Source organism: Dyella monticola (genome assembly GCF_003363155.1).
Taxonomy (GTDB): domain Bacteria; phylum Pseudomonadota; class Gammaproteobacteria; order Xanthomonadales; family Rhodanobacteraceae; genus Dyella_B; species Dyella_B monticola.
Genome location: NZ_QRBE01000006.1, coordinates 241,160 through 263,648 on the forward strand (window position 1 = coordinate 241,160; position 22,489 = coordinate 263,648).

General features: G+C 60.5%; 35 protein-coding genes. 3 read left to right on the forward strand and 32 right to left on the reverse strand.

The genetic code is table 11. The annotated features are described in order from the left end of the window. Positions 1 to 4: 4 nt before the first annotated feature. Positions 5 to 1,183, forward strand: coding sequence for an efflux RND transporter periplasmic adaptor subunit (locus tag DWU98_RS12130; protein ID WP_115495818.1), 1,179 nt, complete (start codon positions 5 to 7; stop codon positions 1,181 to 1,183). A 13-nt stretch (positions 1,184 to 1,196) separates the two neighbouring features. Here DWU98_RS12130 and DWU98_RS12135 read toward each other — a convergent pair whose 3' ends face one another. Further along, a complete protein-coding gene (locus DWU98_RS12135) occupies positions 1,197 to 2,489 on the reverse strand; it encodes a cytochrome c (protein ID WP_115495819.1) in 1,293 nt (430 codons plus the stop codon). Next, positions 2,486 to 3,211, reverse strand: a complete 726-nt coding sequence (locus DWU98_RS12140; protein ID WP_115495820.1) for a c-type cytochrome — start codon at positions 3,209 to 3,211, stop codon at positions 2,486 to 2,488. The genes DWU98_RS12135 and DWU98_RS12140 overlap by 4 nt, the downstream gene beginning before the upstream one ends. Before the next feature lie 139 nt (positions 3,212 to 3,350). Here DWU98_RS12140 and DWU98_RS12145 point away from each other — a divergent pair, with 139 nt between their 5' ends. Together DWU98_RS12145 and bla are read left to right on the forward strand one after the other, a co-directional pair. Then, the gene (locus tag DWU98_RS12145) at positions 3,351 to 4,967 is read left to right on the forward strand and encodes an amidase (RefSeq protein WP_115495821.1); all 1,617 of its coding nucleotides are present in this window, start codon (positions 3,351 to 3,353) and stop codon (positions 4,965 to 4,967) included. Between the two features lie 86 nt (positions 4,968 to 5,053). After that, complete coding sequence (gene bla, locus DWU98_RS12150) at positions 5,054 to 5,953, forward strand: subclass B3 metallo-beta-lactamase (RefSeq protein ID WP_115495867.1); 900 nt, start codon at positions 5,054 to 5,056, stop codon at positions 5,951 to 5,953. Positions 5,954 to 5,970: 17 nt separating this feature from the next. Here the strand turns inward: bla and DWU98_RS12155 are convergent, their stop codons facing one another. From DWU98_RS12155 to DWU98_RS12300, 30 genes are all read right to left on the reverse strand, one after another. Then, positions 5,971 to 7,332 carry a class II 3-deoxy-7-phosphoheptulonate synthase gene (locus DWU98_RS12155; RefSeq protein ID WP_115495868.1) on the reverse strand — a complete coding sequence of 454 codons (1,362 nt, stop codon included), beginning with the start codon at positions 7,330 to 7,332 and terminating at the stop codon, positions 5,971 to 5,973. Then, positions 7,329 to 7,841: a disulfide bond formation protein B gene (locus DWU98_RS12160; protein ID WP_115495822.1), complete on the reverse strand. Its 513-nt coding sequence runs from the start codon at positions 7,839 to 7,841 to the stop codon at positions 7,329 to 7,331. Before DWU98_RS12160 ends, DWU98_RS12155 begins: the two co-directional genes overlap by 4 nt. A 150-nt stretch (positions 7,842 to 7,991) precedes the next feature. Further along, positions 7,992 to 8,372 carry a 50S ribosomal protein L17 gene (gene rplQ, locus DWU98_RS12165; protein ID WP_115495823.1) on the reverse strand — a complete coding sequence of 127 codons (381 nt, stop codon included), beginning with the start codon at positions 8,370 to 8,372 and terminating at the stop codon, positions 7,992 to 7,994. A gap of 261 nt (positions 8,373 to 8,633) precedes the next feature. Further along, on the reverse strand, positions 8,634 to 9,632 hold the full coding sequence (locus DWU98_RS12170) for a DNA-directed RNA polymerase subunit alpha (protein ID WP_115495824.1): 999 nt from the start codon (positions 9,630 to 9,632) through the stop codon (positions 8,634 to 8,636). A gap of 16 nt (positions 9,633 to 9,648) precedes the next feature. Continuing rightward, positions 9,649 to 10,275: a 30S ribosomal protein S4 gene (gene rpsD, locus DWU98_RS12175; protein WP_115495825.1), complete on the reverse strand. Its 627-nt coding sequence runs from the start codon at positions 10,273 to 10,275 to the stop codon at positions 9,649 to 9,651. 11 nt (positions 10,276 to 10,286) lie between these two features. Then, positions 10,287 to 10,673, reverse strand: coding sequence for a 30S ribosomal protein S11 (rpsK, locus tag DWU98_RS12180; protein ID WP_115495826.1), 387 nt, complete (start codon positions 10,671 to 10,673; stop codon positions 10,287 to 10,289). Positions 10,674 to 10,685: 12 nt separating this feature from the next. After that, positions 10,686 to 11,042 carry a 30S ribosomal protein S13 gene (gene rpsM, locus DWU98_RS12185; protein ID WP_115495827.1) on the reverse strand — a complete coding sequence of 119 codons (357 nt, stop codon included), beginning with the start codon at positions 11,040 to 11,042 and terminating at the stop codon, positions 10,686 to 10,688. Positions 11,043 to 11,160: 118 nt separating this feature from the next. Beyond that, entirely contained in the window at positions 11,161 to 12,483 is a 1,323-nt protein-coding gene (gene secY, locus DWU98_RS12190) for a preprotein translocase subunit SecY (protein WP_115495828.1), read from the reverse strand. A 3-nt stretch (positions 12,484 to 12,486) separates the two neighbouring features. Then, positions 12,487 to 12,918: a 50S ribosomal protein L15 gene (gene rplO / locus DWU98_RS12195; RefSeq protein WP_115495829.1), complete on the reverse strand. Its 432-nt coding sequence runs from the start codon at positions 12,916 to 12,918 to the stop codon at positions 12,487 to 12,489. A 5-nt stretch (positions 12,919 to 12,923) separates the two neighbouring features. After that, entirely contained in the window at positions 12,924 to 13,112 is a 189-nt protein-coding gene (gene rpmD, locus DWU98_RS12200; protein ID WP_115495830.1) for a 50S ribosomal protein L30, read from the reverse strand. After that, positions 13,105 to 13,614 (reverse strand): 30S ribosomal protein S5, encoded by a 510-nt coding sequence (gene rpsE / locus DWU98_RS12205; RefSeq protein ID WP_115495831.1) that lies wholly within the window; start codon positions 13,612 to 13,614, stop codon positions 13,105 to 13,107. Before rpsE ends, rpmD begins: the two co-directional genes overlap by 8 nt. Positions 13,615 to 13,687: 73 nt before the next feature. Further along, entirely contained in the window at positions 13,688 to 14,041 is a 354-nt protein-coding gene (gene rplR, locus DWU98_RS12210) for a 50S ribosomal protein L18 (protein WP_115495832.1), read from the reverse strand. A gap of 48 nt (positions 14,042 to 14,089) precedes the next feature. Next, the gene (rplF, locus tag DWU98_RS12215; protein WP_115495833.1) at positions 14,090 to 14,617 is read right to left on the reverse strand and encodes a 50S ribosomal protein L6; all 528 of its coding nucleotides are present in this window, start codon (positions 14,615 to 14,617) and stop codon (positions 14,090 to 14,092) included. 10 nt (positions 14,618 to 14,627) lie between these two features. Further along, on the reverse strand, positions 14,628 to 15,023 hold the full coding sequence (gene rpsH / locus DWU98_RS12220) for a 30S ribosomal protein S8 (RefSeq protein WP_115495834.1): 396 nt from the start codon (positions 15,021 to 15,023) through the stop codon (positions 14,628 to 14,630). A 335-nt stretch (positions 15,024 to 15,358) separates the two neighbouring features. Then, positions 15,359 to 15,664, reverse strand: coding sequence for a 30S ribosomal protein S14 (rpsN, locus tag DWU98_RS12225; protein ID WP_115495835.1), 306 nt, complete (start codon positions 15,662 to 15,664; stop codon positions 15,359 to 15,361). Between the two features lie 26 nt (positions 15,665 to 15,690). Further along, complete coding sequence (rplE, locus tag DWU98_RS12230; protein ID WP_115495836.1) at positions 15,691 to 16,230, reverse strand: 50S ribosomal protein L5; 540 nt, start codon at positions 16,228 to 16,230, stop codon at positions 15,691 to 15,693. Positions 16,231 to 16,242: 12 nt separating this feature from the next. After that, positions 16,243 to 16,557 (reverse strand): 50S ribosomal protein L24, encoded by a 315-nt coding sequence (rplX, locus tag DWU98_RS12235; RefSeq protein WP_115495837.1) that lies wholly within the window; start codon positions 16,555 to 16,557, stop codon positions 16,243 to 16,245. A 14-nt stretch (positions 16,558 to 16,571) separates the two neighbouring features. Then, positions 16,572 to 16,940, reverse strand: coding sequence for a 50S ribosomal protein L14 (rplN, locus tag DWU98_RS12240; protein WP_115477106.1), 369 nt, complete (start codon positions 16,938 to 16,940; stop codon positions 16,572 to 16,574). Positions 16,941 to 16,955: 15 nt separating this feature from the next. Next, entirely contained in the window at positions 16,956 to 17,216 is a 261-nt protein-coding gene (rpsQ, locus tag DWU98_RS12245) for a 30S ribosomal protein S17 (RefSeq protein ID WP_115495838.1), read from the reverse strand. A 12-nt stretch (positions 17,217 to 17,228) separates the two neighbouring features. Next, the gene (gene rpmC, locus DWU98_RS12250) at positions 17,229 to 17,414 is read right to left on the reverse strand and encodes a 50S ribosomal protein L29 (RefSeq protein ID WP_115495839.1); all 186 of its coding nucleotides are present in this window, start codon (positions 17,412 to 17,414) and stop codon (positions 17,229 to 17,231) included. Continuing rightward, positions 17,414 to 17,827 carry a 50S ribosomal protein L16 gene (gene rplP, locus DWU98_RS12255; RefSeq protein WP_115495840.1) on the reverse strand — a complete coding sequence of 138 codons (414 nt, stop codon included), beginning with the start codon at positions 17,825 to 17,827 and terminating at the stop codon, positions 17,414 to 17,416. The genes rpmC and rplP overlap by 1 nt, the downstream gene beginning before the upstream one ends. Positions 17,828 to 17,838: 11 nt before the next feature. Further along, positions 17,839 to 18,603 (reverse strand): 30S ribosomal protein S3, encoded by a 765-nt coding sequence (gene rpsC, locus DWU98_RS12260; protein WP_115495841.1) that lies wholly within the window; start codon positions 18,601 to 18,603, stop codon positions 17,839 to 17,841. 13 nt (positions 18,604 to 18,616) lie between these two features. After that, a complete protein-coding gene (gene rplV / locus DWU98_RS12265) occupies positions 18,617 to 18,952 on the reverse strand; it encodes a 50S ribosomal protein L22 (protein ID WP_115495842.1) in 336 nt (111 codons plus the stop codon). Continuing rightward, positions 18,952 to 19,224 carry a 30S ribosomal protein S19 gene (rpsS, locus tag DWU98_RS12270; RefSeq protein WP_115477112.1) on the reverse strand — a complete coding sequence of 91 codons (273 nt, stop codon included), beginning with the start codon at positions 19,222 to 19,224 and terminating at the stop codon, positions 18,952 to 18,954. The genes rplV and rpsS overlap by 1 nt, the downstream gene beginning before the upstream one ends. Positions 19,225 to 19,236: 12 nt before the next feature. Beyond that, positions 19,237 to 20,058, reverse strand: a complete 822-nt coding sequence (rplB, locus tag DWU98_RS12275) for a 50S ribosomal protein L2 (RefSeq protein WP_115495843.1) — start codon at positions 20,056 to 20,058, stop codon at positions 19,237 to 19,239. Between the two features lie 17 nt (positions 20,059 to 20,075). Next, the gene (gene rplW, locus DWU98_RS12280) at positions 20,076 to 20,369 is read right to left on the reverse strand and encodes a 50S ribosomal protein L23 (RefSeq protein WP_115495869.1); all 294 of its coding nucleotides are present in this window, start codon (positions 20,367 to 20,369) and stop codon (positions 20,076 to 20,078) included. Next, complete coding sequence (gene rplD / locus DWU98_RS12285) at positions 20,366 to 20,968, reverse strand: 50S ribosomal protein L4 (protein ID WP_115495844.1); 603 nt, start codon at positions 20,966 to 20,968, stop codon at positions 20,366 to 20,368. The genes rplW and rplD overlap by 4 nt, the downstream gene beginning before the upstream one ends. 11 nt (positions 20,969 to 20,979) lie before the next feature. Then, on the reverse strand, positions 20,980 to 21,621 hold the full coding sequence (rplC, locus tag DWU98_RS12290; RefSeq protein ID WP_115495845.1) for a 50S ribosomal protein L3: 642 nt from the start codon (positions 21,619 to 21,621) through the stop codon (positions 20,980 to 20,982). A gap of 20 nt (positions 21,622 to 21,641) precedes the next feature. Next, complete coding sequence (rpsJ, locus tag DWU98_RS12295; protein WP_014402136.1) at positions 21,642 to 21,953, reverse strand: 30S ribosomal protein S10; 312 nt, start codon at positions 21,951 to 21,953, stop codon at positions 21,642 to 21,644. A 400-nt stretch (positions 21,954 to 22,353) separates the two neighbouring features. Beyond that, positions 22,354 to 22,489: EF-Tu C-terminal domain-related protein (locus DWU98_RS12300; protein WP_484488896.1), on the reverse strand; the 136-nt coding region annotated here is incomplete at its 5' end.

A 22,489-nucleotide genomic window follows, 5' to 3' on the forward strand; every position in this document is an offset into this window, starting at 1 on the left:
CGACATGTCTAGTGCCCCCGCTCCTGCCCATAAGCCTTCGCATGGCGCGCGACTCGTCCTTATTGGCATCGGCATCGTGCTGATCGCATTGGCGGTATTGGGCATCGTCAAACGCGTGCATGCGCGCCACGTGCTGGCCGAAGATACCGACCGCAACGCGATACCGATCGTCACGGCGATCTCGCCCAAGGCCGCGCCAAAGGATCAACCACTGATGCTGCCAGGTACCGTGGCCTCATGGCAGGACGCACAGGTGTACGCGCGCACCACGGGTTATGTCGCGAAGTGGTACGTGGATATCGGCGCCAGGGTCAAAAAGGGGCAGCGCCTCGCCGACCTGGACACGCCGGACGTGGACAATCAGTTGCTGCAAGGCAAAGCGCAAATGCGCACTGATCAGGCCAATGAAGCCTTCGCCAAAGTGACTGCCGATCGCTATTCGAAACTGGCCAAGCAAGGCCTGATCGCGCAGCAGACTGCCGATCAATATGTGGCGCAGGACAAGGCCGATATCGCTACCGTGCAGGCCGACGAAGGGAATGTGGGCCGCCTGCAGAACATGGAAGATTTCAAATACATCATTGCCCCCTACGATGGGGTCGTGACGCAGCGCAACCTCAACATCGGCGCGCTGGTCGACGCCGGCGCCAGCGGTAGCGATCTGTTCGTGATTTCCGATACCAGCAAGCTGCGCATCTACGTGGATGTGCCCGAATCCTATGCGGCCAGCGTACGCATCGGCATGCCTGCTGAAGTGGATCTCAATGCGTACGGTGCCAAGCCTTTCTCTGGAACGGTTGCGCGCACGGCCGATGCGCTCGATGCAAATACACGCACGCTGCGCACGGAAATCGACGTCGACAACGCACAGCAGCTATGGGTCCCCGGTGTCTACGCCAATGTGAAACTGGCGCTCTCCACAACCACACACAATTATGTGGTGCCCGCCAACACGCTGCTGTTCCGCAGCGAAGGGCTGCGTGTGGCATTAGTGACTGCGCAGCAACGGATTCATCTGCAGCCCGTTACGTTAGGTCGCGATTTTGGCAGCACCGTGGAAATCACCGAAGGCCTTGAGGATGGCGATCGCATCGTGCTCAGTCCTGCCGATTCCCTTTATGAGGGGCAGCAAGTGCACGTCACTCAACCCAATCAGGCGCAGCAGGACCGGATTGGCAAATAGTCGCGCAGGCAGGTCAATCGATCGGTGTATGCCGATAAGTGACCACGTCGCGCTCCTGCACGGCTGAAGCACGATTGGACCAGGCCTGCCGGATGTAAGTGACCACGGCCGCGACATCCGCATCGCTCATTTGCTGCGCGTATGGCGGCATGGAATAGGGTCGCGGATTCCCGTCCGTCACCGGCGGGAATCCACCTAACAGGACCACGCGCACGGCATTGACGCCGGCAGGCTCCAGCACAGTGGCGTTGCCGTCCAGCGGTGGATAGACACCTGGCACACCTTCTCCTTGCTTGCCGTGGCAGCTCTCGCATCGTTGCGCATAGATCTGCTGACCATGATCGGCGAGCACCGCGCTATCAATGCCCGGCGGCGGCGGCGCAGGCGTCCTGCGTGCCGGCAGCGATTGCAGATAGTCGGCGATCGCGCCCAGATCGCTATCGCTCAAATGTTGCGTGCTACTGGCAACCACATCCGCCATGGGGCCTATAGCGGTACCTTTGGGCGATTGCCCCGTCTTCAGCACGTCGATGATGCCCTGCCTGTTCCAGCCTTGCAGGCCGCCATTGGCGCGCGTGCTTAGATCCGGCGCATACCAATCCTGCTCGGGGATCTGTCCGCCGGATAACGCCGCATGGGCCTCCGCTCCACCCCATGCATCACGCGTGGTGTGGCATTCGTTGCAATGGCCCAAGCCCAGTACCAAATAGGCGCCACGGTTCCAGGATGCCGACTGCGACGCATCGGGCTGATACGCGCCCGGCTTGAAATACATCGCACGCCACACCATCAGCGCGCTGCGCATGTTGTAGGGAAAGCGCAGTTGCAATGACGCGTTGGGTTGGCGAACCGGTTGGAGTGAACGCAGGTACGCGAAGATGGCCAGCGCGTCATCGCGCGAAACCTTGGTAAAAGAGGTATACGAAAACGCTGGATAAAGCCGTTTTCCATCGCGTCCAATGCCATCGTGCATGGCCCGCCAGAAATCATCGAAACGCCAGCGGCCGATGCCGGTGTCCGCATCGGGCGTGATGTTGGGCGCGGGAATGTTGCCGAACGGCGTGGGCAGCAGGCGTCCGCCTGCATACGGCTCGCCACCTTGTGCCGTATGGCAAGAAACGCAATCGCCAACCATAGCGAGGTAACGACCTCGAGCGATAACGTCGGGATTTTTCAGCACGCTAGCGATCGACGGATCCTCCGCAGCAGCCACACGGCTCCCTGGCCGTTGCGACAGCCACCACTCACCGGCCAACGCCAGCACCACCAGCACGGCGGGTATCCATAACCAACGAAGCGACCTCATGCCCCACCTCCCTGCCCCTGCAGCACACCGCAACGCAACGGCGGTGTAATCGAACCGGCAGGTTGTGGATGTGTATCGGCCGGCACGTCCTGGCTCGCCAGCCATGCTGAGACAGCGGTGATGTCTTCGGGCGCAAGACGGCTGGCGATCTCAGCCATGCAATCGGGTGCGGCGGATGCACGCGTGTGGGTTCGCCACGACCCCAATTGTGCACTGATGTAGTCGTAGGGCAGGCCCACCAATCCCGGCACGGAAGGCTCGGTACCGGTGAGCTGTTTGCCGTGACATGCCTGGCAAGGCGGAATCTTGCGCGCAGCATCGCCCACGCTTACCAATTGCTCGCCCCGTTGCCGCAGCGTTGGCGCGAGCGCCGGCACCGGCTTGCGCTCGTAGGGCACTTGCTGGGTGGAAAAGTACTGCGCGATCTCGTGCATGTAGGCCGGCGTGAGCAAGCGCACGGTGTATTCCATCGGTGCGTATTTGCGCAGGCCGCGCTGGAAATTGCGCATTTGCAAGGCGAGATAATCCACGGGCTTGCCGGCCAGGCGTGGAAAATAGCCGGCGCCGCTGGCCCCTTCCCCATGCACGCCGTGGCACGTCGTGCAGGCGGCAATGCGCTGTTGCAGCGTATCGGGTACGGCCGCTTGGTCGGCCTGTGCAACGGCAGCAAGCAGCCATCCGAGTGCGAGCACCCATCGCAAGCGCTTCAACACGTTGACCATCCTCCCCTACCCATGCCGCAAGTATAAGAGCCGGTCTACGATCTTCGCACGGTCCGCACTGGTTCTGTTTGCACGCCAGGCAAGCAAGCGGTAACGCCTGCGGTTATGCTGCGTCATCACACCACACTCGGAGATCGCCATGTTCCGTCCGTCGTTGTTGTGCGCCGCACTTGCGCTTGCCGCCCTGCCTTCCGCTTCGCTGCTCGCCCAGGACCACGATGATGTGACATGGCAGAGCGTCACCCAGCTCCAGCAACACATGGATGCCGGCAAGCTCACCAGCAAAGCGCTAGTGCGCGATGACATCACGCGCATTCATCACATCGATCAGTCCGGGCCCACGTTGCGCTCGGTGCTGGAATTGAATCCGGACGCGACAAAAATCGCTATCGCACTCGATGCGAAACGCACCGCCTCGCATGGTCCGCTGTATGGCATTCCGGTGCTGCTGAAGGACAACATCGACACCGGCGACCGCATGATGACCACCGCCGGCTCGCTCGCCCTGCTGGGTGCACCGGCACCAGACGATGCCGCAGTGGTGGCGCGGCTGCGCAAGGCGGGCGCAGTGATTCTGGGCAAGACCAACCTCAGCGAATGGGCGGATTTCCGCTCCAGCCACGCCAGCAGCGGGTGGACTGGGCGTGGCGGACAGACGCGCAACCCGTACGCGCTGGATCGCAACCCATGCGGTTCGAGCTCGGGTTCCGCCGTGGCCGTGGCGGCAGGCCTGGTACCGGTGGCGTTGGGTACCGAAACCGACGGCTCGATCATCTGCCCTGCCTCGATGAACGGCATCGTGGGCATCAAGCCGACGCTGGGCCTGGTCAGCCGCACCGGCATCATTCCGATCAGCCACAACCAGGATACGGCCGGACCCATGGCGCGAACGGTCACCGATGCCGCGATCCTGCTCACCGCCATGGCCGGCAGCGATCCGCATGACCCGGCCACCGTCGATGCGGACAAGCATGCCACCGACTACACCCACTTTCTCGATCCCAACGGCTTGCGCGGCAAACGCATCGGCGTGGTACGCCAGCTTGCCGGCAACGAACCCAACGCCGATCGCGTATTGGATGAAGCCATTGCAGTGATGAAGGCGCAAGGCGCAATCATTGTCGACCCGGTGACCTTGCCGCATCTGGCCGAACTCGGCGATCCGGAAATGACCGTGATGCTGTATGACTTCAAGCATGATCTCAACGCGTATCTCGCCAACCGTACCGGCTTGCAAGTCAAAACGCTCGCGGACCTGATTGCTTTCGACAACAAGGAAGCCACGCGCGAGATGCCCTGGTTCGGACAAGACCTGTTCGAACAGGCGCAAGCCAAAGGACCGCTGACCGACAAGGCTTATACGGACGCGTTGACCAAGGCCAAGCAATTGTCCGGGCCCCAAGGGATCGACGCCGCCTTGCAAGCTAATCACTTGGATGCGCTGCTGTCGCCGTCATGGGGGCCTGCGTACATGACCGATCTGGTGTTAGGCGATCACGTTGTCAGCGGCAATCCCACCATCGGCGGTGCATCGCAGCCGGCCGCCGTGGCGGGTTATCCCTCCCTTACCGTGCCGGCAGGTTGGGCTCACGGCTTGCCGGTGGGTATCGTCTTCTTCGGCGCGAAATGGAGCGAACCGACGCTGATTTCGATTGCGTACGGCTTCGAGCAACACACGCATGCGTGGCATGCGCCCAAGTTCCTTGCGACGGTGGATAGCAACGCCTATGCGCCGGTGCCCGCACAAAGCCATTGACTGGCCTACAGGCAGCCTGAAAGACTCCCTCTTCGGGCCGCCTCAATACATAAAGTGACACCTCCTTACGCAACATGGAGGTGTTCATGGACCCTACGATGACGTTGTCTGCGCTGCTGCTGGCCTGTTCGGCAGCTTGCGTCCATGCGGGTGCACCCTCGACGCCGGTTGACTCGTCTTCCCCCGTCACATGGACGCAGAAACAAAAACCCTTCCGTATTTATGGCAACACCTATTACGTGGGCTCGCGCGGTCTCAGCGCTATTCTGATCACTTCTCCCCAGGGGTACGTACTGATCGATGGGACGCTGCCCGAAAACGCAGCGATGATCGAATCGAATGTTCGCGCATTGGGCTTTCGTGTGCAGGACATCAAACTGATCCTCAACACGCACACGCACCACGACCATGCCGGCGCCATCGCCGCCATCGCACACGATAGCGGCGCGCAGGTGGCCGCCAACGCCATCTCCGCCAAAGCGTTGGAGCACGGCGGCGACGATCCGGACGATCCGCAGCGCGGCATGGGCAAGACCTATCCCAAAGTCGAGCATGTGCGTATCGTGACGGAAGGCGAGACGCTGCATGTGGGGCCGCTGGCGCTCCAGATGCATGCGATGCCTGGCCACATGCCGGGCGGCACCGGCTGGACGTGGCGCTCGTGCGAGCACGGTCGCTGCCTGTCGATCGTGTATGCCGACAGCATTACGCTGCTCAGCAATCACGATTATCGCTATACCGATCCGGCGCATCCGGAACGCATCGCCGGCTACCGACACACACTCGCCATCTTGTCGACGCTACCGTGCGATATCCTGCTCATTCCTCATCCGCCGCAGGACTTTTTTCAGCGCGTAGCGCATATCACTCCGGGCAAATCCAATCCGCTGGTCGACCCTCAAGCGTGCAAAGCGTATGCACAAGAGGGGCAGAGCAATCTTCAGGAGCGCCTACGCCTGGAGGCGAAAACGCAAGCTGCGCATTGACGCGCGGCTTGTGGAAGTCAGCGCACAGGCCCGGATTTGCGTACGATCAGCATCGCCAACTCCAGCGACTGCTCGTAATTCAGGCGCGGATCTACCATGGATTTATAGGCGCGTTGCAGATCGGCTTCGCTCAAGTCGCGCGCGCCGCCCATGCATTCGGTGACATCTTCACCCGTCAATTCCAGGTGGACGCCGCCTAGCCGCGTGCCGGCGGCGGCGTGGAGATCAAAGGCCTGATCCAGCTCGCCGCGAATATTGTCGAAACGCCGCGTTTTATAGCCACTGGCCGTGCTTTCGGTATTGCCGTGCATGGGATCGGCCACCCACAGCACACGACGGCCTTCGCGCTTCACCGCGTCGAGTAACGGCGAAAGTTTGTCGCCGATCTGCGCGTGCCCCATGCGATGGATGAGCGTGAGACGCCCGGGTTCGTCTTCCGGATTTAGCGCATCGATCAAGGGCAGCAATTGGTCCGGCGTGACCGACGGCCCGACCTTCACGGCGATCGGATTGCGAATACCACGGAAATATTCGACGTGCGCACCATCCAGCGCGGCCGTGCGCATCCCGATCCACGGAAAATGCGTAGAGAGGTTGAACCAGCCATGATGACGCGGCACCTTCCTGGTGATTGCCTGCTCGTAGTGCAGGAGCAGTGCTTCGTGCGATGTGAAAAAATCCACGCGCGTGAAGCCTGCAATCGGACCTGCCAGTGTTTCCATGAAACGCAACGAATCACCGATGGCGGTTACCATGCGGCGGTATTCCACGGCCAGCGGAGAATGCTCGACCCACGCCAGATCCCAGTACTCGGGATGATGCAAATCGGCGAAACCGCCATCAATCAGGGCGCGCACAAAGTTCATGGTGAGCGCCGAGTGTGCATGCGCGCGGATCAGGCGCTGCGGATCGGCGCGACGCGCTTGTGCGGTGAATTCGGGACTATTGATGACATCGCCGCGAAAACTGGGTAGCGTCACGCCGTCGCGGGTTTCGGTATCCGTCGAACGCGGCTTCGCGTATTGGCCGGCGAATCGGCCCACGCGCAGTACCGGCTGCTTGAGGCCGTGCACCAGCACCAGGCTCATCTGCAGCAACACCTTGAGACGATTGGAAATGATCGGGCTGGTGCAGTCCGCAAAGCTTTCGGCGCAGTCGCCACCTTGCAGCAGAAAACGCTTGCCCTCTTGCGCATCAGCCAACGCCTGCTTCAACGCCAGCACTTCCCATGACGTTACCAGCGGCGGCAGATGCGATAGCTCACTGAGCGCGCGCCCTAGCTCAGCGGAATCGTCATACTGCGGCTGCTGCAAGGCTACGCGCTGTTGCCAGGACGCAGGCGTCCAAAGCGATGGGAGGGAATGTGCGGTCTGGCTCATAAACGCAACCTCGGCGCGGCACGCCGCGACGTCGCGCGAATCGCCCATATCGAAAGAAGAACGAACCACAGCAAGGACCACAGCGGGATGGGCACGCCCAGGATTGGCTGGATCTTCGCGCACTCACCCGAACCGGTGAACACCATTTTCAGCGCCTTCTCGAACGGGAACGCGTCAAACATGTACGCCAGGTTGGGGCCACAGGCAGGGATTTGATCCGGGGGCAGCGTCATGATCCACAGATGGCGAGCAGCCACCACAATGCCGAATACCGCTCCCAGCAAAATGAACCCCGTATAGAACCAGCGCCCCCCTGCACGCGGCCCGTGAAGGGCGCCCAGCAGAAAAAATACCGCCATCACCATGAAGCCGATGCGCTGGAAAATGCACAGCGGGCACGGTTCCATGCCCCACTGATACTCAGCATAGAGCGCAAATCCAAGCAGGCCGACACAGATCAGAAAGCCGACGAGAAAAGCGACACGATAGGACCAGCGTAGGGGATTCATGGCCAAATTTGTCCGGGGTGGGATGCAGACATTACCCGCTCCTCGCCGAGCTGTCAGCAGCCTCTTGGCATTCCCCTGAAAACAACAAACCCCAGCCAAGGGGTGGCCAGGGTTTGCATTTTGGACGTCCAAACACCGCCTGGATGAAAATTACTCGGCAGCCGCCTCAGCGCGCGGACGGTCCACCAGCTCGACATACGCCAGCGGAGCGTTGTCACCAGGACGGAAGCCGCACTTGAGGATGCGAAGATAGCCGCCGGGACGCTCGCGATAACGCGGGCCGATCTCGACGAACAACTTGCCGACGGCCTGTTTGTCGCGCAGACGTGCGAACGCAAGGCGGCGGTTGGCCACGCTGTCGGTCTTGGCCAGCGTGATCAGCGGTTCGGCCACACGGCGCAGTTCCTTCGCCTTGGGCAGGGTGGTACGGATCAGTTCGTGCTTGACCAGCGAAGCGGCCATATTGCGGAACATCGCTTCACGATGCGAACTGGTGCGATTGAGTTTGCGTCCGGATTTTTGGTGGCGCATGGCTATAACTCTCTTAGTGTCTGTTGTTATGAAAAGCTGGCGATTGAATCCGGCTTTCCGCGGTTACCCGCTGTTGAAGCCCTTGGTGAAACGGGCTCTTTTTAAGAGGCGGCTTTGAGCCGCTACTGGGGTTTGGCCAACGACCATGTCGATGTCGCCAAACCACTGCGTCGGCGATCAAGAAGGATCGCCAAAAAAACTTTCCTACCTACGACGATAACAGGCGGGCACGCTGTGAGCGTTCCCGCCAGTATCAAACCATCAACCCAGCTGCATGCCGTGCGACAAGCCCGGCGGCGGCCAGTTTTCAAGCTTCATGCCGAGGGCGAGACCGCGCACGCCCAGGACATCCTTGATTTCGGTGAGCGACTTCTTGCCGAGATTCGGCGTCTTCAGCAGCTCCACCTCGGTTTTCTGCACCAGATCGCCGATGTAGTAGATGCTCTCGGCCTTCAGGCAGTTCGCCGAACGCACGGTGAGCTCCAGATCGTCGATCGGACGAAGCAGCAGCGGATCGAAGCCGCCCTTCTCCGCTTTGTCCGTGGCGCTCTCGCGGCGCGAGAAATCGCCGAACACCGAAAGCTGGTCGTTGAGGATTTCAGCGGCTTTGCGCACCGCGTCTTCCGCACCGATGGTGCCATTGGTCTCGATGTCCAGAACCAGCTTGTCGAGGTTGGTGCGCTGCTCTACACGAGCCGCATCCACTTCGTAAGCCACGCGTAGCACCGGCGCGAACGAGGCGTCGAGCTGCAGACGACCGATCGGACGTGCTTCATCATCCGGATGTTGGCGCGCGCTGGCCGGCTGGTAGCCGACGCCACGACGCACCTTCAGGCGCATGTTCAGCATGATGTCCTTGGTGAGATGGCAGATCACGTGTTCAGGATTGATGATCTCCACCGAGTGATCCACGACGATATCGCCGGCCGTGACCACGCCCCTGCCCTTCTTGGACAAGGTGAGGGTGACTTCATCACCCGTGTGTTGACGAATCGCCACTTCCTTGAGGTTCAGCAGGACTTCGATCACGTCCTCCTGCAAACCTTCCAGAGTGGTGTATTCGTGCAGCACGCCGTCGATTTCTACCTCGACGATGGCGCTGCCGGGAATCGAGGAGAGCAGCACACGACGCAACGCGTTGCCCAGGGTGTGGCCGAAACCGCGTTCAAGCGGTTCCACCACCACCTTGGCGCGATTCGGTCCGAGCTGTTCAACGCTGAGGCCACGAGGCCGCAGTACGCTGGTTGACGAAACTGCCATGCAGGGCTCCGGTTAATTACTTCGAATAAAGCTCGACGATCAGCGCTTCGTTGATGTCGGTCGGCAGATCTCCGCGATCGGGGACCGACTTGAACGTGCCGGCGAACTTCTTGGCGTCCACTTCGACCCACTGCGGGCGCAGGTCCATCGTGTCGAACACGCTGGCGGCCTCCTGCACGCGCAACTGATTGCGCGCACGCTCACTCAGCGCGATCTCGTCACCCGGGCGAACCTGGTAGGACGGGATGTTGACCTTCTTGCCGTTGACCAGCACTGCCTTGTGAGACACGAGCTGACGGGCCTGGGCGCGGGTTACCGCGAAACCCATGCGGTAAACGACGTTGTCCAGGCGGCTTTCCAACAGGCGAAGCAAGTTCTCGCCCGTGTTGCCCTTAAGGGTGGAAGCCTTGGTGTAGTAGTTGCCGAACTGACGCTCGAGCACACCGTAGATGCGCTTGACCTTCTGCTTCTCACGCAACTGAACGGCATAATCGGACATACGCATGCGCTTGTTGGCGCCGTGCTGACCGGGCTTGTTCTCCAGTTTGCACTTGGAGTCGATAGCGCGCGCCGGGCTCTTCAGGCTCAGATCCGAACCTTCGCGACGCGCGAGTTTGCAGGTAGCTCCACGATAACGTGCCATGGTTATGCTCCTTAGACGCGACGCTTCTTGGGGGGACGGCAGCCGTTATGCGGAATCGGCGTAACGTCAATGATGTTGAGAACCTTGTAGCCGAGTGCGTTCAACGAACGCACTGCTGACTCACGGCCCGGGCCGGGGCCCTTGATCCGCACTTCAACCGTCTTCACACCGTATTCGCCAGCGGCACGACCAGCCTTTTCGGCGGCGACCTGAGCAGCGAACGGGGTGGACTTACGCGATCCGCGGAAGCCTGCGCCGCCCGCCGTCGCCCACGAAAGCGCATTGCCCTGGCGATCGGTGATAGTGACGATGGTGTTGTTGAAGGAGGCCTGCACGTGCGCCACCGCGTCGGTAACAACGCGCTTGACTTTCTTCTTGGTCTTAACTGGCTTTGCCATGACTTATTCCAATTATTTCTTGATCGCGCGGCGCGGACCCTTACGGGTGCGCGCATTGGTACGCGTGCGCTGGCCGCGCACCGGCAAGCCACGACGGTGGCGCAGACCGCGGTAGCAGCCCAGATCCATCAGGCGCTTGATGGCAATGCCGACTTCGCGGCGCAGGTCGCCTTCCACGACGTACTTGGCAATCTCATGGCGGATCTTCTCCACCTCGCCTTCGCTGAGCGACTTGATCTGCACGTTCGGGTTCACACCCGCGTCCGCGCAGACCTTCCTGGCTCGGCTGCGGCCGATGCCAAAAATGCTCTGCAGACCAACCCAGACGTGCTTCTGGACCGGCAAATTGACACCCGCAATGCGCGCCATGATGTACTTTCTCCGATGCTTTCTTGCGCGGTAAACGCGCAATTCTAACCTTAATCAAACTGTCAGGAAAGCCCCGCGGCACCCGTGCCGCCGCTTTCCGCCTGGAGCCACCTGTGCCTCAGCCGCGGCGCAGATTGGCCTTCTTAAGCAAACCTTCGTACTGATGACTGACCAGATGCGCCTGCACCTGAGCCGTAAAATCCATCACCACCACCACCACGATCAGCAGAGAGGTGCCGCCGAAGTAGAACGGGACGTGCCAAGCGTTCTGCATGAACGTCGGTACTAGACAAACAAGTACCAGGTAGAGCGCTCCAACGCCGGTCAGGCGGGTCATCACCGAGTCGATGTACTCACCCGTCGAGCGACCCGGACGGATACCCGGAATCAGTGCGCCGGAACGCTTGAGGTTGTCTGCCGTTTCCTGCGAGTTGAAAACGATCGCCGTATAGAAGAAGGCGAACGTGATCACCAGCACTGCGTAGATAACGTCGTACAGCGGCTCACCAGGGGTGAGTGCTTGCACGATATCCTGCAACCAACGCGACTGGTGGCTCGCATTACCCCATGTAGCCGCCATCGCTGGGAACATCAAAATACTGTTCGCAAAGATCGGCGGAATCACGCCCGACATGTTGATCTTGAGCGGCAGGTGCGAGGTCTGGTTCATGTAAGACCGCTGGCCACCGGACCGCCGCGCGTAGTTCACGGTAATGCGCCGTTGGGCGCGCTCCATGAACACCACGAATGCCGTCACCGCCAACACCAGCGCTACCACCATGATCATCTTGATCGTGCTGAGTTCGCCATTGCTGGACATCGACAGCGTATGCGCCACTGCACTAGGCAACCCAGCGACGATACCCGCGAAAATCAGCAGCGAAATACCGTTGCCGATGCCGCGCTCTGTCATCTGTTCGCCCAACCACATCAGGAACATCGAGCCAGCCGTCAGGCCCACCACCGAGGACAGGACGAAACCGAATCCAGGTGTATAGACCACCGGCATGCCGGAGGTTGACTGCTTCATCAGGGCAACGGCGATGCCAAATGCCTGGAAAGCCGAAAGACCAACCGTACCGATACGGGTGTACATGGTCAGCGTGCGCTGACCCGACTGCCCTTCCTTGCGCAGCGCCTGCAGACTGGGAATGACCGACCCCATCATCTGCACCACGATAGATGCGGAGATATAGGGCACCACGCCCAGAGCAAACACCGAGAAACGACCCAGTGAACCACCCGAGAACATGTTGAACATGTCCAGGATGCCGCCGCTCTGGCCAATCAGATTGGCCATCGCGTCGGGGTTCACGCCCGGCACTGGGATAAACGAGCCGAGGCGGAACACGATCAACGCACCGATCACGAAGAAGATGCGTTGACGCAGCTCGGTCAACTTACCGAGCGATCCGACCGATGTGCCCTTGGCTGCGGCCACGGATTACTCCACGCTGCCGCCGGCAGCTTCGATGGCGGCCTTGGCGCCAGCCGTGGCCAGAAGGCCCGACAGCTTCACGGCGCGACCGATCTCGCCCTTGGCGACAACCTTGACCTTCTTAGCATGGCTGTCGATCAGACCTGCCTGATGCAACACCACGGGGTCGATCACATCGGCCTTCAGGCTGGCGAGCTGGTACAGGAACACCTGCTGGCTCTCAGCCTTCTTCAGCGACCGGAAGCCGACCTTCGGCAAACGGCGCTGCAGCGGCATCTGGCCGCCTTCGAAACCGAGCCGATGGGTACGGCCGGTACGGGCATGCTGGCCCTTGTGGCCGCGGCCGGCCGTCTTACCGAGACCCGAGCCGATACCGCGACCGACGCGCAGGCGCGTCTTGCGCGAACCAGCAGCCGGTTTGATGTCATTAAGACGCATGATGCTTACTCCTCGACCCGCACCAGGTAATAAACCGTGTTGATCAGACCGCGTACCTGTGGGCTGTCCTTCAGTTCACGGACGTCGTTGGTCTTGTTCAGGCCCAGTGCCTTGACACTGAGGCGATGACGAGCCTGTACACCGCGCAACCCTTTTACCAGGCGGACGCGGACGGTTTTATCGTTATTAGCCATTGCCCAGCACCTCTTCCACGGTCTTGCCACGCTTGGCAGCAATCTGCTTCGGCGAAGCAACAGCCTGCAGACCCTTGATGGTGGCGCGTACCAGATTGATCGGGTTACGCGAACCAACGGCTTTGGCCAGTACGTTCTTCACACCGACCACTTCCAACACCGCGCGCATCGCGCCACCGGCAATCACGCCAGTACCCTCGGAAGCCGGCTGCATGTAAACGCGAGCCGCGCCGTGATTAGCCTTGATGGCGTACCACAGCGTCCCGTTGTTCAGGTCGATGCTCACCATATTGCGGCGGGCACGATCCATGGCCTTGGAGATGGCCACCGGCACTTCACGCGCCTTGCCATAGCCAAAGCCGACCTTACCCTCGCCATCGCCAACAACGGTCAGCGCGGTAAAGCTCATCTGGCGGCCACCCTTGACGGTCTTGGCCACGCGGTTAACGGCAATCAGCTTCTCGAGCAGGCCGTCTGAATTTTCGCGATCAGTAGAGGACATATCTTTTCCGTATGCCCGGACCATCCGGGACTTTTACTTGCGGCTGAGCCGCTTGGAGTTGTTGTTGTACTGCTTAGAACTGGAGGCCTGCTTCACGAGCGGCATCGGCGAGCGCCTTGATACGGCCGTGGTAGCGGAAACCGGAGCGGTCGAACGCCACAGCCTCGATACCAGCAGCCTTGGCGCGCTCAGCGATCGCCTTGCCGACGGCAGCTGCAGCTTCAATGTTTTTGGTACCCTTCAAACCTTCGGCCAACGATTTCTGCACGGTCGAGGCGGCGGCCACCACGTTCACGCCGGAGGCATCAAAAACTTGCGCGTAGAGATGCTGACCGGTGCGGTGTACCGACAGGCGCGGCACGCCGAGCTTGCGGATATGAGCGCGCGTGGACTTGGCGCGACGCAGACGGGCTTCGTTCTTGTTCATCGTGTGTCTCCAGAAAGCGGATCGGCTATGTGGCGGACTTACCCGCCATTAGGCCTTCTTGGCTTCCTTCAGGGTGATCTTCTCGCCGGCATAGCGCACGCCCTTGCCCTTGTAGGGTTCTGGCGGACGATAACCACGAATTTTGGCGGCAACTTCGCCGACTAGTTGCTTGTCCGAGCCCTTGATCAGGATTTCGGTTTGCGACGGCGTCTCAAGCGAAATACCTTCCGGAGCGTTGAACACCACCGGATGGGAATAGCCAAGGCTAAGGTTCAGCGCCTTGCCGGCCATCGATGCGCGATAACCGACACCGACGAGCTCCAGTTTGCGCTCATAGCCTTCGGAGACACCCTTGATCATGTTGGCCAGCAGCGCACGAATGGTGCCGCCGAACTTGTCCTCGGCGCCCTCAGCTACCTGGACGTTGACCACGCCGTTCTCGACTGCGACCGACGCGCCCGGGAGAGCGTGAGTCGACAGAGTGCCTTTCGGGCCCTTCACGGAGATATTGTCTTCCGCCACCTTGAGCTCGACGCCCTTCGGCAGGGAAATGGGTTTCTTGGCAACACGGGACATCGGTAGCTCCTTACGCGACCAGGCCGATGACTTCGCCACCCATGCCCTTGGCACGAGCCTGCGCGTCGGTCAGCAGACCGGCAGAAGTCGAGATGATCGAAATACCCAGACCGCCGAGCACTTTCGGCAGTTCGTCCTTGCCGCGATAGACGCGCAGGCCCGAACGGCTCACACGCTCGATACGCTCGATGGCGGGACGGCCTTCGAAATACTTGAGCTTGATCTCGAGCACCGGTTTACCCTCCTCGCTGGAGGTCTTGGCGTCGAGGATGTAGCCCTCATTCTTGAGAAGGTCGGCTAGCGCCACCTTCAGCTTCGACGACGGTACGCTGACAGCCTGCTTGCCCGTAGCCTGGGCGTTGCGGATGCGCGTAAACAGATCGGCGATGGGATCAGTCATGCTCATGAAAACATCCTTCAGAGTGCACCGATATCCGATAAAACCGGAAATCAATTCTAGATTGTGAGCCGGCGGAAAGACCGGCCTGCGATACGCAGACCGTCAATCATATCAGCCTTTTCCAGTTTTTGCGAATACTAATGCGACAAAGTAGTCGGAAAACCCCCGCTCCCTGCTCCTCCTAAGAGGGCGCTGAGCGACGAGGAATTGGGTCTGCGGGGACTCCAGGCTAGATCGACGTAATTGTCGGCTCCCGCCTGAAAGCAACCTCGCTTTTCGCGAGGTTTGTCCTTTTACCCCAGTCCCTCCCTCGACGGAGAGAGGGTGTGTAGCGTGCTGGCTTACCAGCTCGCCTTGCGCAAACCCGGCACGTCGCCACGCATGGTGGCTTCGCGCAGTTTGTTACGGCCAAGGCCGAACTTGCGGTACACGCCACGCGGACGACCGGACAGTTCACAGCGGTTGCGCAAGCGGCTCGCGCTGGAATCGCGCGGCAGCTTCTGCAGCTTGGCCTGTGCGTCCATCTTTTCCTCATAAGAGGACTTAGGACTTGCGACGATGGCCTTCAGTTCGGCGCGCTTGGCGGAGTGCTTTTTGATCAGCTTGGACCGCTTGATATCGCGGTTAACCATGGAGGTCTTTGCCATAAATCTCTCGAGTGTCCGGGGGCGCGTCAGTTACGGAAGGGGAAGTTGAAGGCTTCCAACAGCGCCTTGGCTTCCTCGTCGGTCTTCGCCGTGGTGGTGATGGAGATGTCCATACCGCGTACGGCATCGATCGCGTCGAAGTCGATTTCCGGAAAGATGATCTGTTCCTTCACGCCGAAGTTGTAGTTGCCACGGCCGTCGAAGGCGCGACCCGACACGCCGCGGAAGTCGCGAACGCGGGGCAGCGAGATGTTGATCAGGCGATCCAGGAACTCCCACATGGTCGCGCGGCGCAGCGTGACCTTGCAGCCGATCGGCCAGCCGTCGCGAATCTTGAACGAGGCCACGGAAACGCGCGCCTTGGTCGTAATCGGCTTCTGGCCGGCGATCTTGGCCATGTCGGCCACTGCGTTCTCGAGCACTTTCTTGTTGCCCGCCGCTTCGCCCACGCCCATATTCAGCGTGATCTTGGTGATGCGGGGGACCTGCATCACGTTCTGGTAGCCGAAGCGCTCAGTGAGCTTCTGAACTACCTGTTCTTTGTAAAAATTTTCAAGGCGCGTCATGACTTGTGTTCCTTACGCGTCCACGACCTCGCCGGACGAACGGTACACGCGGACCTTGCGCCCATCAGCGAGCGATTTGGCACCGACGCGTTCACCCTTGTTCGTGGCGGGGTTGAACAGCTGCACATTGGAGATATGGATCGAGGCCTCACGCTCGACAATGCCACCGGCCTGATTGGCCTGCGGATTCGGCTTGGTGTGACGCTTGACCAGATTGACGTTGGAGACGAACACGCGATCGCCCTCAACGCGCAGCACGTCACCGCGCTGACCTTTGTTTTTACCGGTGATCACGATGACCTGATCACCCTTGCGGATACGGTTCATGGTTCTTCTCCGCCTCAGAGCACTTCGGGTGCGAGCGAGACGATCTTCATGAACTTCTCGCCACGCAGCTCACGAGTCACGGGCCCGAAGATACGGGTGCCGATCGGCTCGAGCTTGTTGTTGAGGAGCACGGCTGCGTTACCGTCGAAACGGATCAGCGAACCGTCGGCGCGACGTACACCCTTGGCAGTGCGAACCACCACGGCGTTGTAAACCTCGCCCTTCTTCACCTTGCCACGCGGGATGGCATCTTTCACGGTGACCTTGATGACGTCACCGATCGCGGCGTAACGGCGCTTGGAGCCGCCGAGCACCTTGATGCACATCAATTCCTTCGCACCGCTATTGTCGGCGGCGGAAAGCGTGCTTTGCATCTGGATCATGGCTGCACCCTCTCCTTACGCTTCGGCGCGCGTGACGATTTCGACCACGCGGTGATGTTTGGTTTTGGAAAGCGGTCGGCACTCCGCAATGCGCACCACGTCGCCCTCGTTCGCGCCGAGATCATTCTGCGCGTGAAGCTTGGTGGAACGGCGCACGATCTTGCCGAGCAGCGGATGTTGCACCTGGCGCTCGATCAGTACGGTAACCGTCTTTTCCATCTTATTGCTGATCACGCGACCCTCGAGGGTACGCGCCTGTTTGCTGTTGTCGCTCATATCGGCCGCCTCTTACTTCTTGCCGCCGAGCACGAACTTCGTGCGGGCGATATCGCGCCGAACACGGCGCAGTTGATGCGGCTGACTGAGCTGGCCGGTACCCTTCTGCATACGCAGATTGAACTGCTCTTTGCGCAGGTCCAGCAGGTGCTGCTTCAGCTCTTCGGCCGACTTGTTGGAGAGATCTTCGATGGCCATCACATCACCGCCCTGGATACAAACTGGGTCTGCACCGACAACTTGGCAGCGGCCAGGCGGAACGCCTCGCGCGCAGTGGCCTCGTCGACACCCTCGATTTCGTAAAGCATGCGGCCTGGCTGGATCGGTGCGACCCAGAATTCCACGCCACCCTTACCGGCGCCCATTCGGACTTCGATCGGCTTCTTGGTGATCGGCTTGTCCGGGAACACGCGGATCCACAGCTTGCCGCCGCGCTTCACGAAACGTGTGATGCAACGACGAGCCGCTTCGATCTGACGCGCGGTGAGTGCACCATGCGTCGTGGCCTTGAGACCGTATTCGCCGAAACTGACGAGGTTGGCGCTGAACGCCAAGCCGTCATTACGGCCTTTGAACTGCTTGCGGTATTTGGTTCGCTTGGGTTGCAACATGGCAACTCTCCTTACTTCGCTGTCCGCTCGCGGCGGCCTTCGCCACCCTCGCGATCGCGACGCGATTCACGACGGCCCTCGCCACCTTCACGCTCACGGCGCGGCTGCGCGGACTGCTCTTCTTTCGGCTCCTGCCCGATCTGGGACAGATCGAAGATTTCGCCCTTGTAGATCCAGACCTTGATGCCGATGATGCCGTACGTGGTCTTCGCTTCGGCGGTGCCGTAATCGATGTCCGCACGCAGCGTGTGCAGCGGCACGCGACCTTCGCGGCTCCACTCGGAACGCGCAATTTCAGCGCCATTCAAACGGCCGGACACATTGATCTTGATGCCCAGCGCACCCAGGCGCATCGCATTGCCCACGGCGCGCTTCATGGCGCGACGGAACATGATGCGACGCTCGAGCTGCTGCGCGATCGACTCGGCGACCAACTGAGCATCGAGCTCGGGCTTGCGCACTTCGTTGACATTGATGTGCGTCGGAACGCCCATCATGTCACTGACTTCCTTGCGCAGTTTCTCAATGTCCTCGCCCTTCTTGCCGATCACCACACCCGGACGGGCAGTGTGAATCGTCACGCGGGCAGTCTTGGCCGGGCGCTCGATCTGAATCTTCGAGATGCCGGCGGCGGCGAGCTTCTTGCGCAGCATCTCGCGAACCTTCAAGTCGGCAGCGAGGTACTGGGCGTATTCGCCCTTATTGGCGTACCACTTCGAGTTCCAATCCTTGGCAATGCCGAGGCGGATACCGGTGGGATGAACTTTATGACCCATCGTCTACGTCCTCTTAGTTACCAACGACCACAGTGATGTGGCTCGTGCGCTTCAGGATGCGGGAACCGCGGCCTTTGGCGCGGGCGTACATGCGCTTCATCGCCGGACCTTCGTCCACGAAGATACGCGAGACCTTCAGCTCGTCGACATCAGCACCGATGTTATTTTCGGCGTTGGCAACGGCTGACAGCAGCACTTTGCGGACAATGTGCGCGGCCTTCTTATTGGTGAACTGGAGCACGTCGCTGGCACGGCCCACGGGCATACCGCGGACCAGGTCAGCTACCAGGCGTGCCTTCTGCGCTGAAATGCGAGCGCTACGCAGGATCGCTTTGGCTTCAGTGCTCATCACTTGCCCTTCTTATCGCCGCCATGGCCCTTGAAGGTGCGTGTCACCGCGAACTCGCCGAGCTTGTGCCCGACCATGTTCTCGTTGACGAGCACCGGCACGTGCTGGCGACCGTTGTGGATGGCGATGGTCAATCCCACCATTTCCGGCAGGATCATGGAGCGACGCGACCAGGTCTTGATCGGACGCTTGGAGTTAGTGGAAACCGCAGCTTCCACCTTCTTCACGAGGTGAAGGTCGACGAAGGGACCTTTCTTTAAAGAACGCGGCATGACGGTTTCCTATTACTTGCGACGACGCACGATGAACTGCTGCGTGCGCTTATTGTTACGGGTCTTGTAACCCTTGGTCGGCGTACCCCACGGACTGACCGGATGACGGCCACCGGAGGTGCGGCCTTCGCCACCACCGTGCGGATGATCGACCGGGTTCATCACCACACCGCGAACGGTCGGGCGAATACCCTTCCAACGCGTGGCACCGGCCTTGCCAAGCTTGCGCAGGCTGTGCTCGGCGTTACCGACTTCACCGATGGTGGCGCGGCAATCAACCGGCACGCGGCGCATTTCGCCGGAGCGCAGACGCAAGGTCGCGTACCCGGATTCGCGGGCAATCAGCTGCACCGAGGCGCCAGCAGAACGCGCGATCTGCGCACCCTTGCCGGGCTTCATTTCCACGCAGTGAACCGTCGAACCGACCGGGATATTTCGCAGCGGAAGGCTATTGCCGACCTTGATCGGAGCATCGTGACCTGCGACCACGCGATCACCCACTGCCACGCCAGCCGGCGCGATGATGTAGCGGCGCTCGCCATCGGCGTAGCACAGCAGCGCGATATGCGCGGTGCGGTTTGGATCGTATTCCAGGCGCTCAATCTTGGCAGCGATGCCTTCTTTGTCGCGTTTGAAATCGATGATGCGATAAGCCTGCTTGTGACCACCGCCGCGATGACGCGTGGTGATGCGACCGAAATGGTTGCGACCACCCGTTTTGGACTGGCTTTCAGTCAGCGGCGCATAGGGCGCGCCCTTGTGCAGCCCCTCGGTGCGGACGCTAACGGCGTCGCGACGACCCGGCGAGGTTGGCTTGTGATTAATTAGTGCCATCTGTCAGAACTCCTGGCTCAGGCCTTCGCGGATACGTCGATCGTCTGGCCTTCGGCGAGACGGACGTAAGCCTTGCGCTTGCCCTGGCGGTTGCCCGCGCGGAAACGGAAGGACTTGACCTTGCCCTTGGCGTTGACGAGGTTCACCTGCTCGACCTTCACGTCGAACATCTTCTCGACCGCCGCACGGACGTCGGCCTTGGTTGCCTCAGGGGCAACCACGAATACGTACTGGTTGTTTTCGGCCAGACGGGCCGCTTTCTCGGAAATATGCGGCGCGCGCAGCGTCGACAAAATGCGTTCGTTGCTCATGCCAGCCACTCCTCGACCTTCTTGACCGCTTCGACGGTCATCACCACGTAGTCGGAACCGACCAGGCTAACCGGGTTGAGCGCCAACACATCCACCACATGGAGGTAGGGGATGTTGCGCGAAGCCAGGTACAGCGCCTCGTTTGCGTCTTCCGACACAAGCAACACGCGGCCAGACACGTTCAGCTCGGCCAGTTTGGCAACCATCGCCTTGGTCTTGGGCGCATCGATACCGAAGTTCTCGACCACCTTCAGACGACCCTGACGGTTGAGCTCCGAGAGGATGGAGCGCAGCGCGACACGATAGGACTTGCGGTTGACTTTCTGCTCGTAGCTGCGGGGCTTGGCCGCAAACGTCACACCACCGCCCACGAAAATGGGAGCACGATAGTCGCCGTGACGGGCGCCGCCGCCCTTCTGCTTCTTGAACTTCTTGGTGGTACCGGACACGTCGCTGCGCGAAAGCTGCGACTGCGTACCAGCGCGACCACCTGCCTGATAAGCCACCACAACCTGGTGGATCAGGGCTTGCTTGAACTCACCGCCGAACACATCGTCCGATACGTCGAGCGGCTTGGCGCCAATAACATTCAGTTCCATGCCGTCTCTCCTCAACCCTTGGTGGTCGGGCGGATGATGACGTCGCCACCGGTTGCACCCGGTACCGCGCCCTTCACCGCGATCAGATGACGCTCGGCGTCGACCTTGACCACTTCCAGACCCTGCACGGTGCGGTTCACTGCACCCATGTGGCCCGACATCTTCTTGCCCGGGAACACGCGTCCCGGAGTCTGACGCTGACCAATAGAACCCGGCGCACGATGCGACAGCGAGTTACCGTGGGTAGCGTCACCCATCTTGAAGTTATGGCGCTTAATGGTGCCCTGGAAACCCTTACCCTTGCTGACACCGGCCACGTCGACGATCTGGCCGACCTGGAACACTTCGTCAGCCTTGATTTCGGCGCCGACGGCATACTTGCCGACATCGGCCGAATTCAGGCGGAATTCCCACAGGCCACGACCCGGCTCGACTTTCGCCTTGGCGTAGTGACCCTTTTCCGGAGCCGTCAACAAGCTGGCGCGCTTGACGCCAACGGCGACCTGCACCGCGCTATAACCATCGTTATCTTCCGTCTTCACCTGCGTCACGCGGTTCGGCGTCGCTTCAATCAGCGTCACCGGAATTGAGCGGCCGTCTTCGGTGAAGAGTCGGCTCATGCCGCATTTGCGGCCTACCAGTCCGATACTCATGTTCGTATCCTGTCTCTCGCTCAACCAAGCTTGATCTGAACATCAACGCCAGCGGCGAGATCGAGCTTCATGAGCGCGTCCACGGTCTTGTCGTTGGGATCGACGATATCCAGCACACGCTTGTGGGTGCGGGTTTCGTACTGATCGCGGGCGTCTTTATCGACGTGCGGCGACACCAAAATGGTGTAGCGCTCGATCTTGGTCGGAAGCGGAATCGGACCGAGAACCGTAGCGCCGGTGCGCTTGGCCGTCTCGACGATTTCGCTGGCCGAACGGTCGATCAGACGATGATCGAACGCCTTGAGCCGAATGCGAATCTTTTGGTTCGCCATAACCGTGTCCTGTTATCTAAAGAACGAATTTGTGATTCGAAGCGGCTTCTCACCGCCTCGCACAACCCTTAACTACTAACTACATCGCATGCCCTGCAAAGCCCCAAAGCATCATGGATTCTTTGGAGACCTCAAAACGCCGGGCAGGCCGCATACCGGCCTGCCCAGACAGATAACGTGCGCGGAAACCCATTTGGTAACAGAGACTTAACTCTAGACCGGGATCCCGCAACATCCTGTTAGCGAACTCGAAGCACCTCCTGTGCCTCATTTCGCGGTGAGCCGCACCAAACGTGTTGGCGGGCGAGTCAACTTGGCGACTATAGCCTAATTACAGCTACAGGACAAGCGCCTCACAAAAAGGTCGCCTGCATGACAGGCGACCTTCCACAGCAGTGAATTACTTGACGATCTTGGCGACGACGCCCGCACCCACCGTACGGCCACCTTCGCGGATCGCGAAACGCAGCCCTTCGGTCATGGCGATCGGCGCAATCAGCGTCACCGTCATCTTGATGTTGTCGCCCGGCATCACC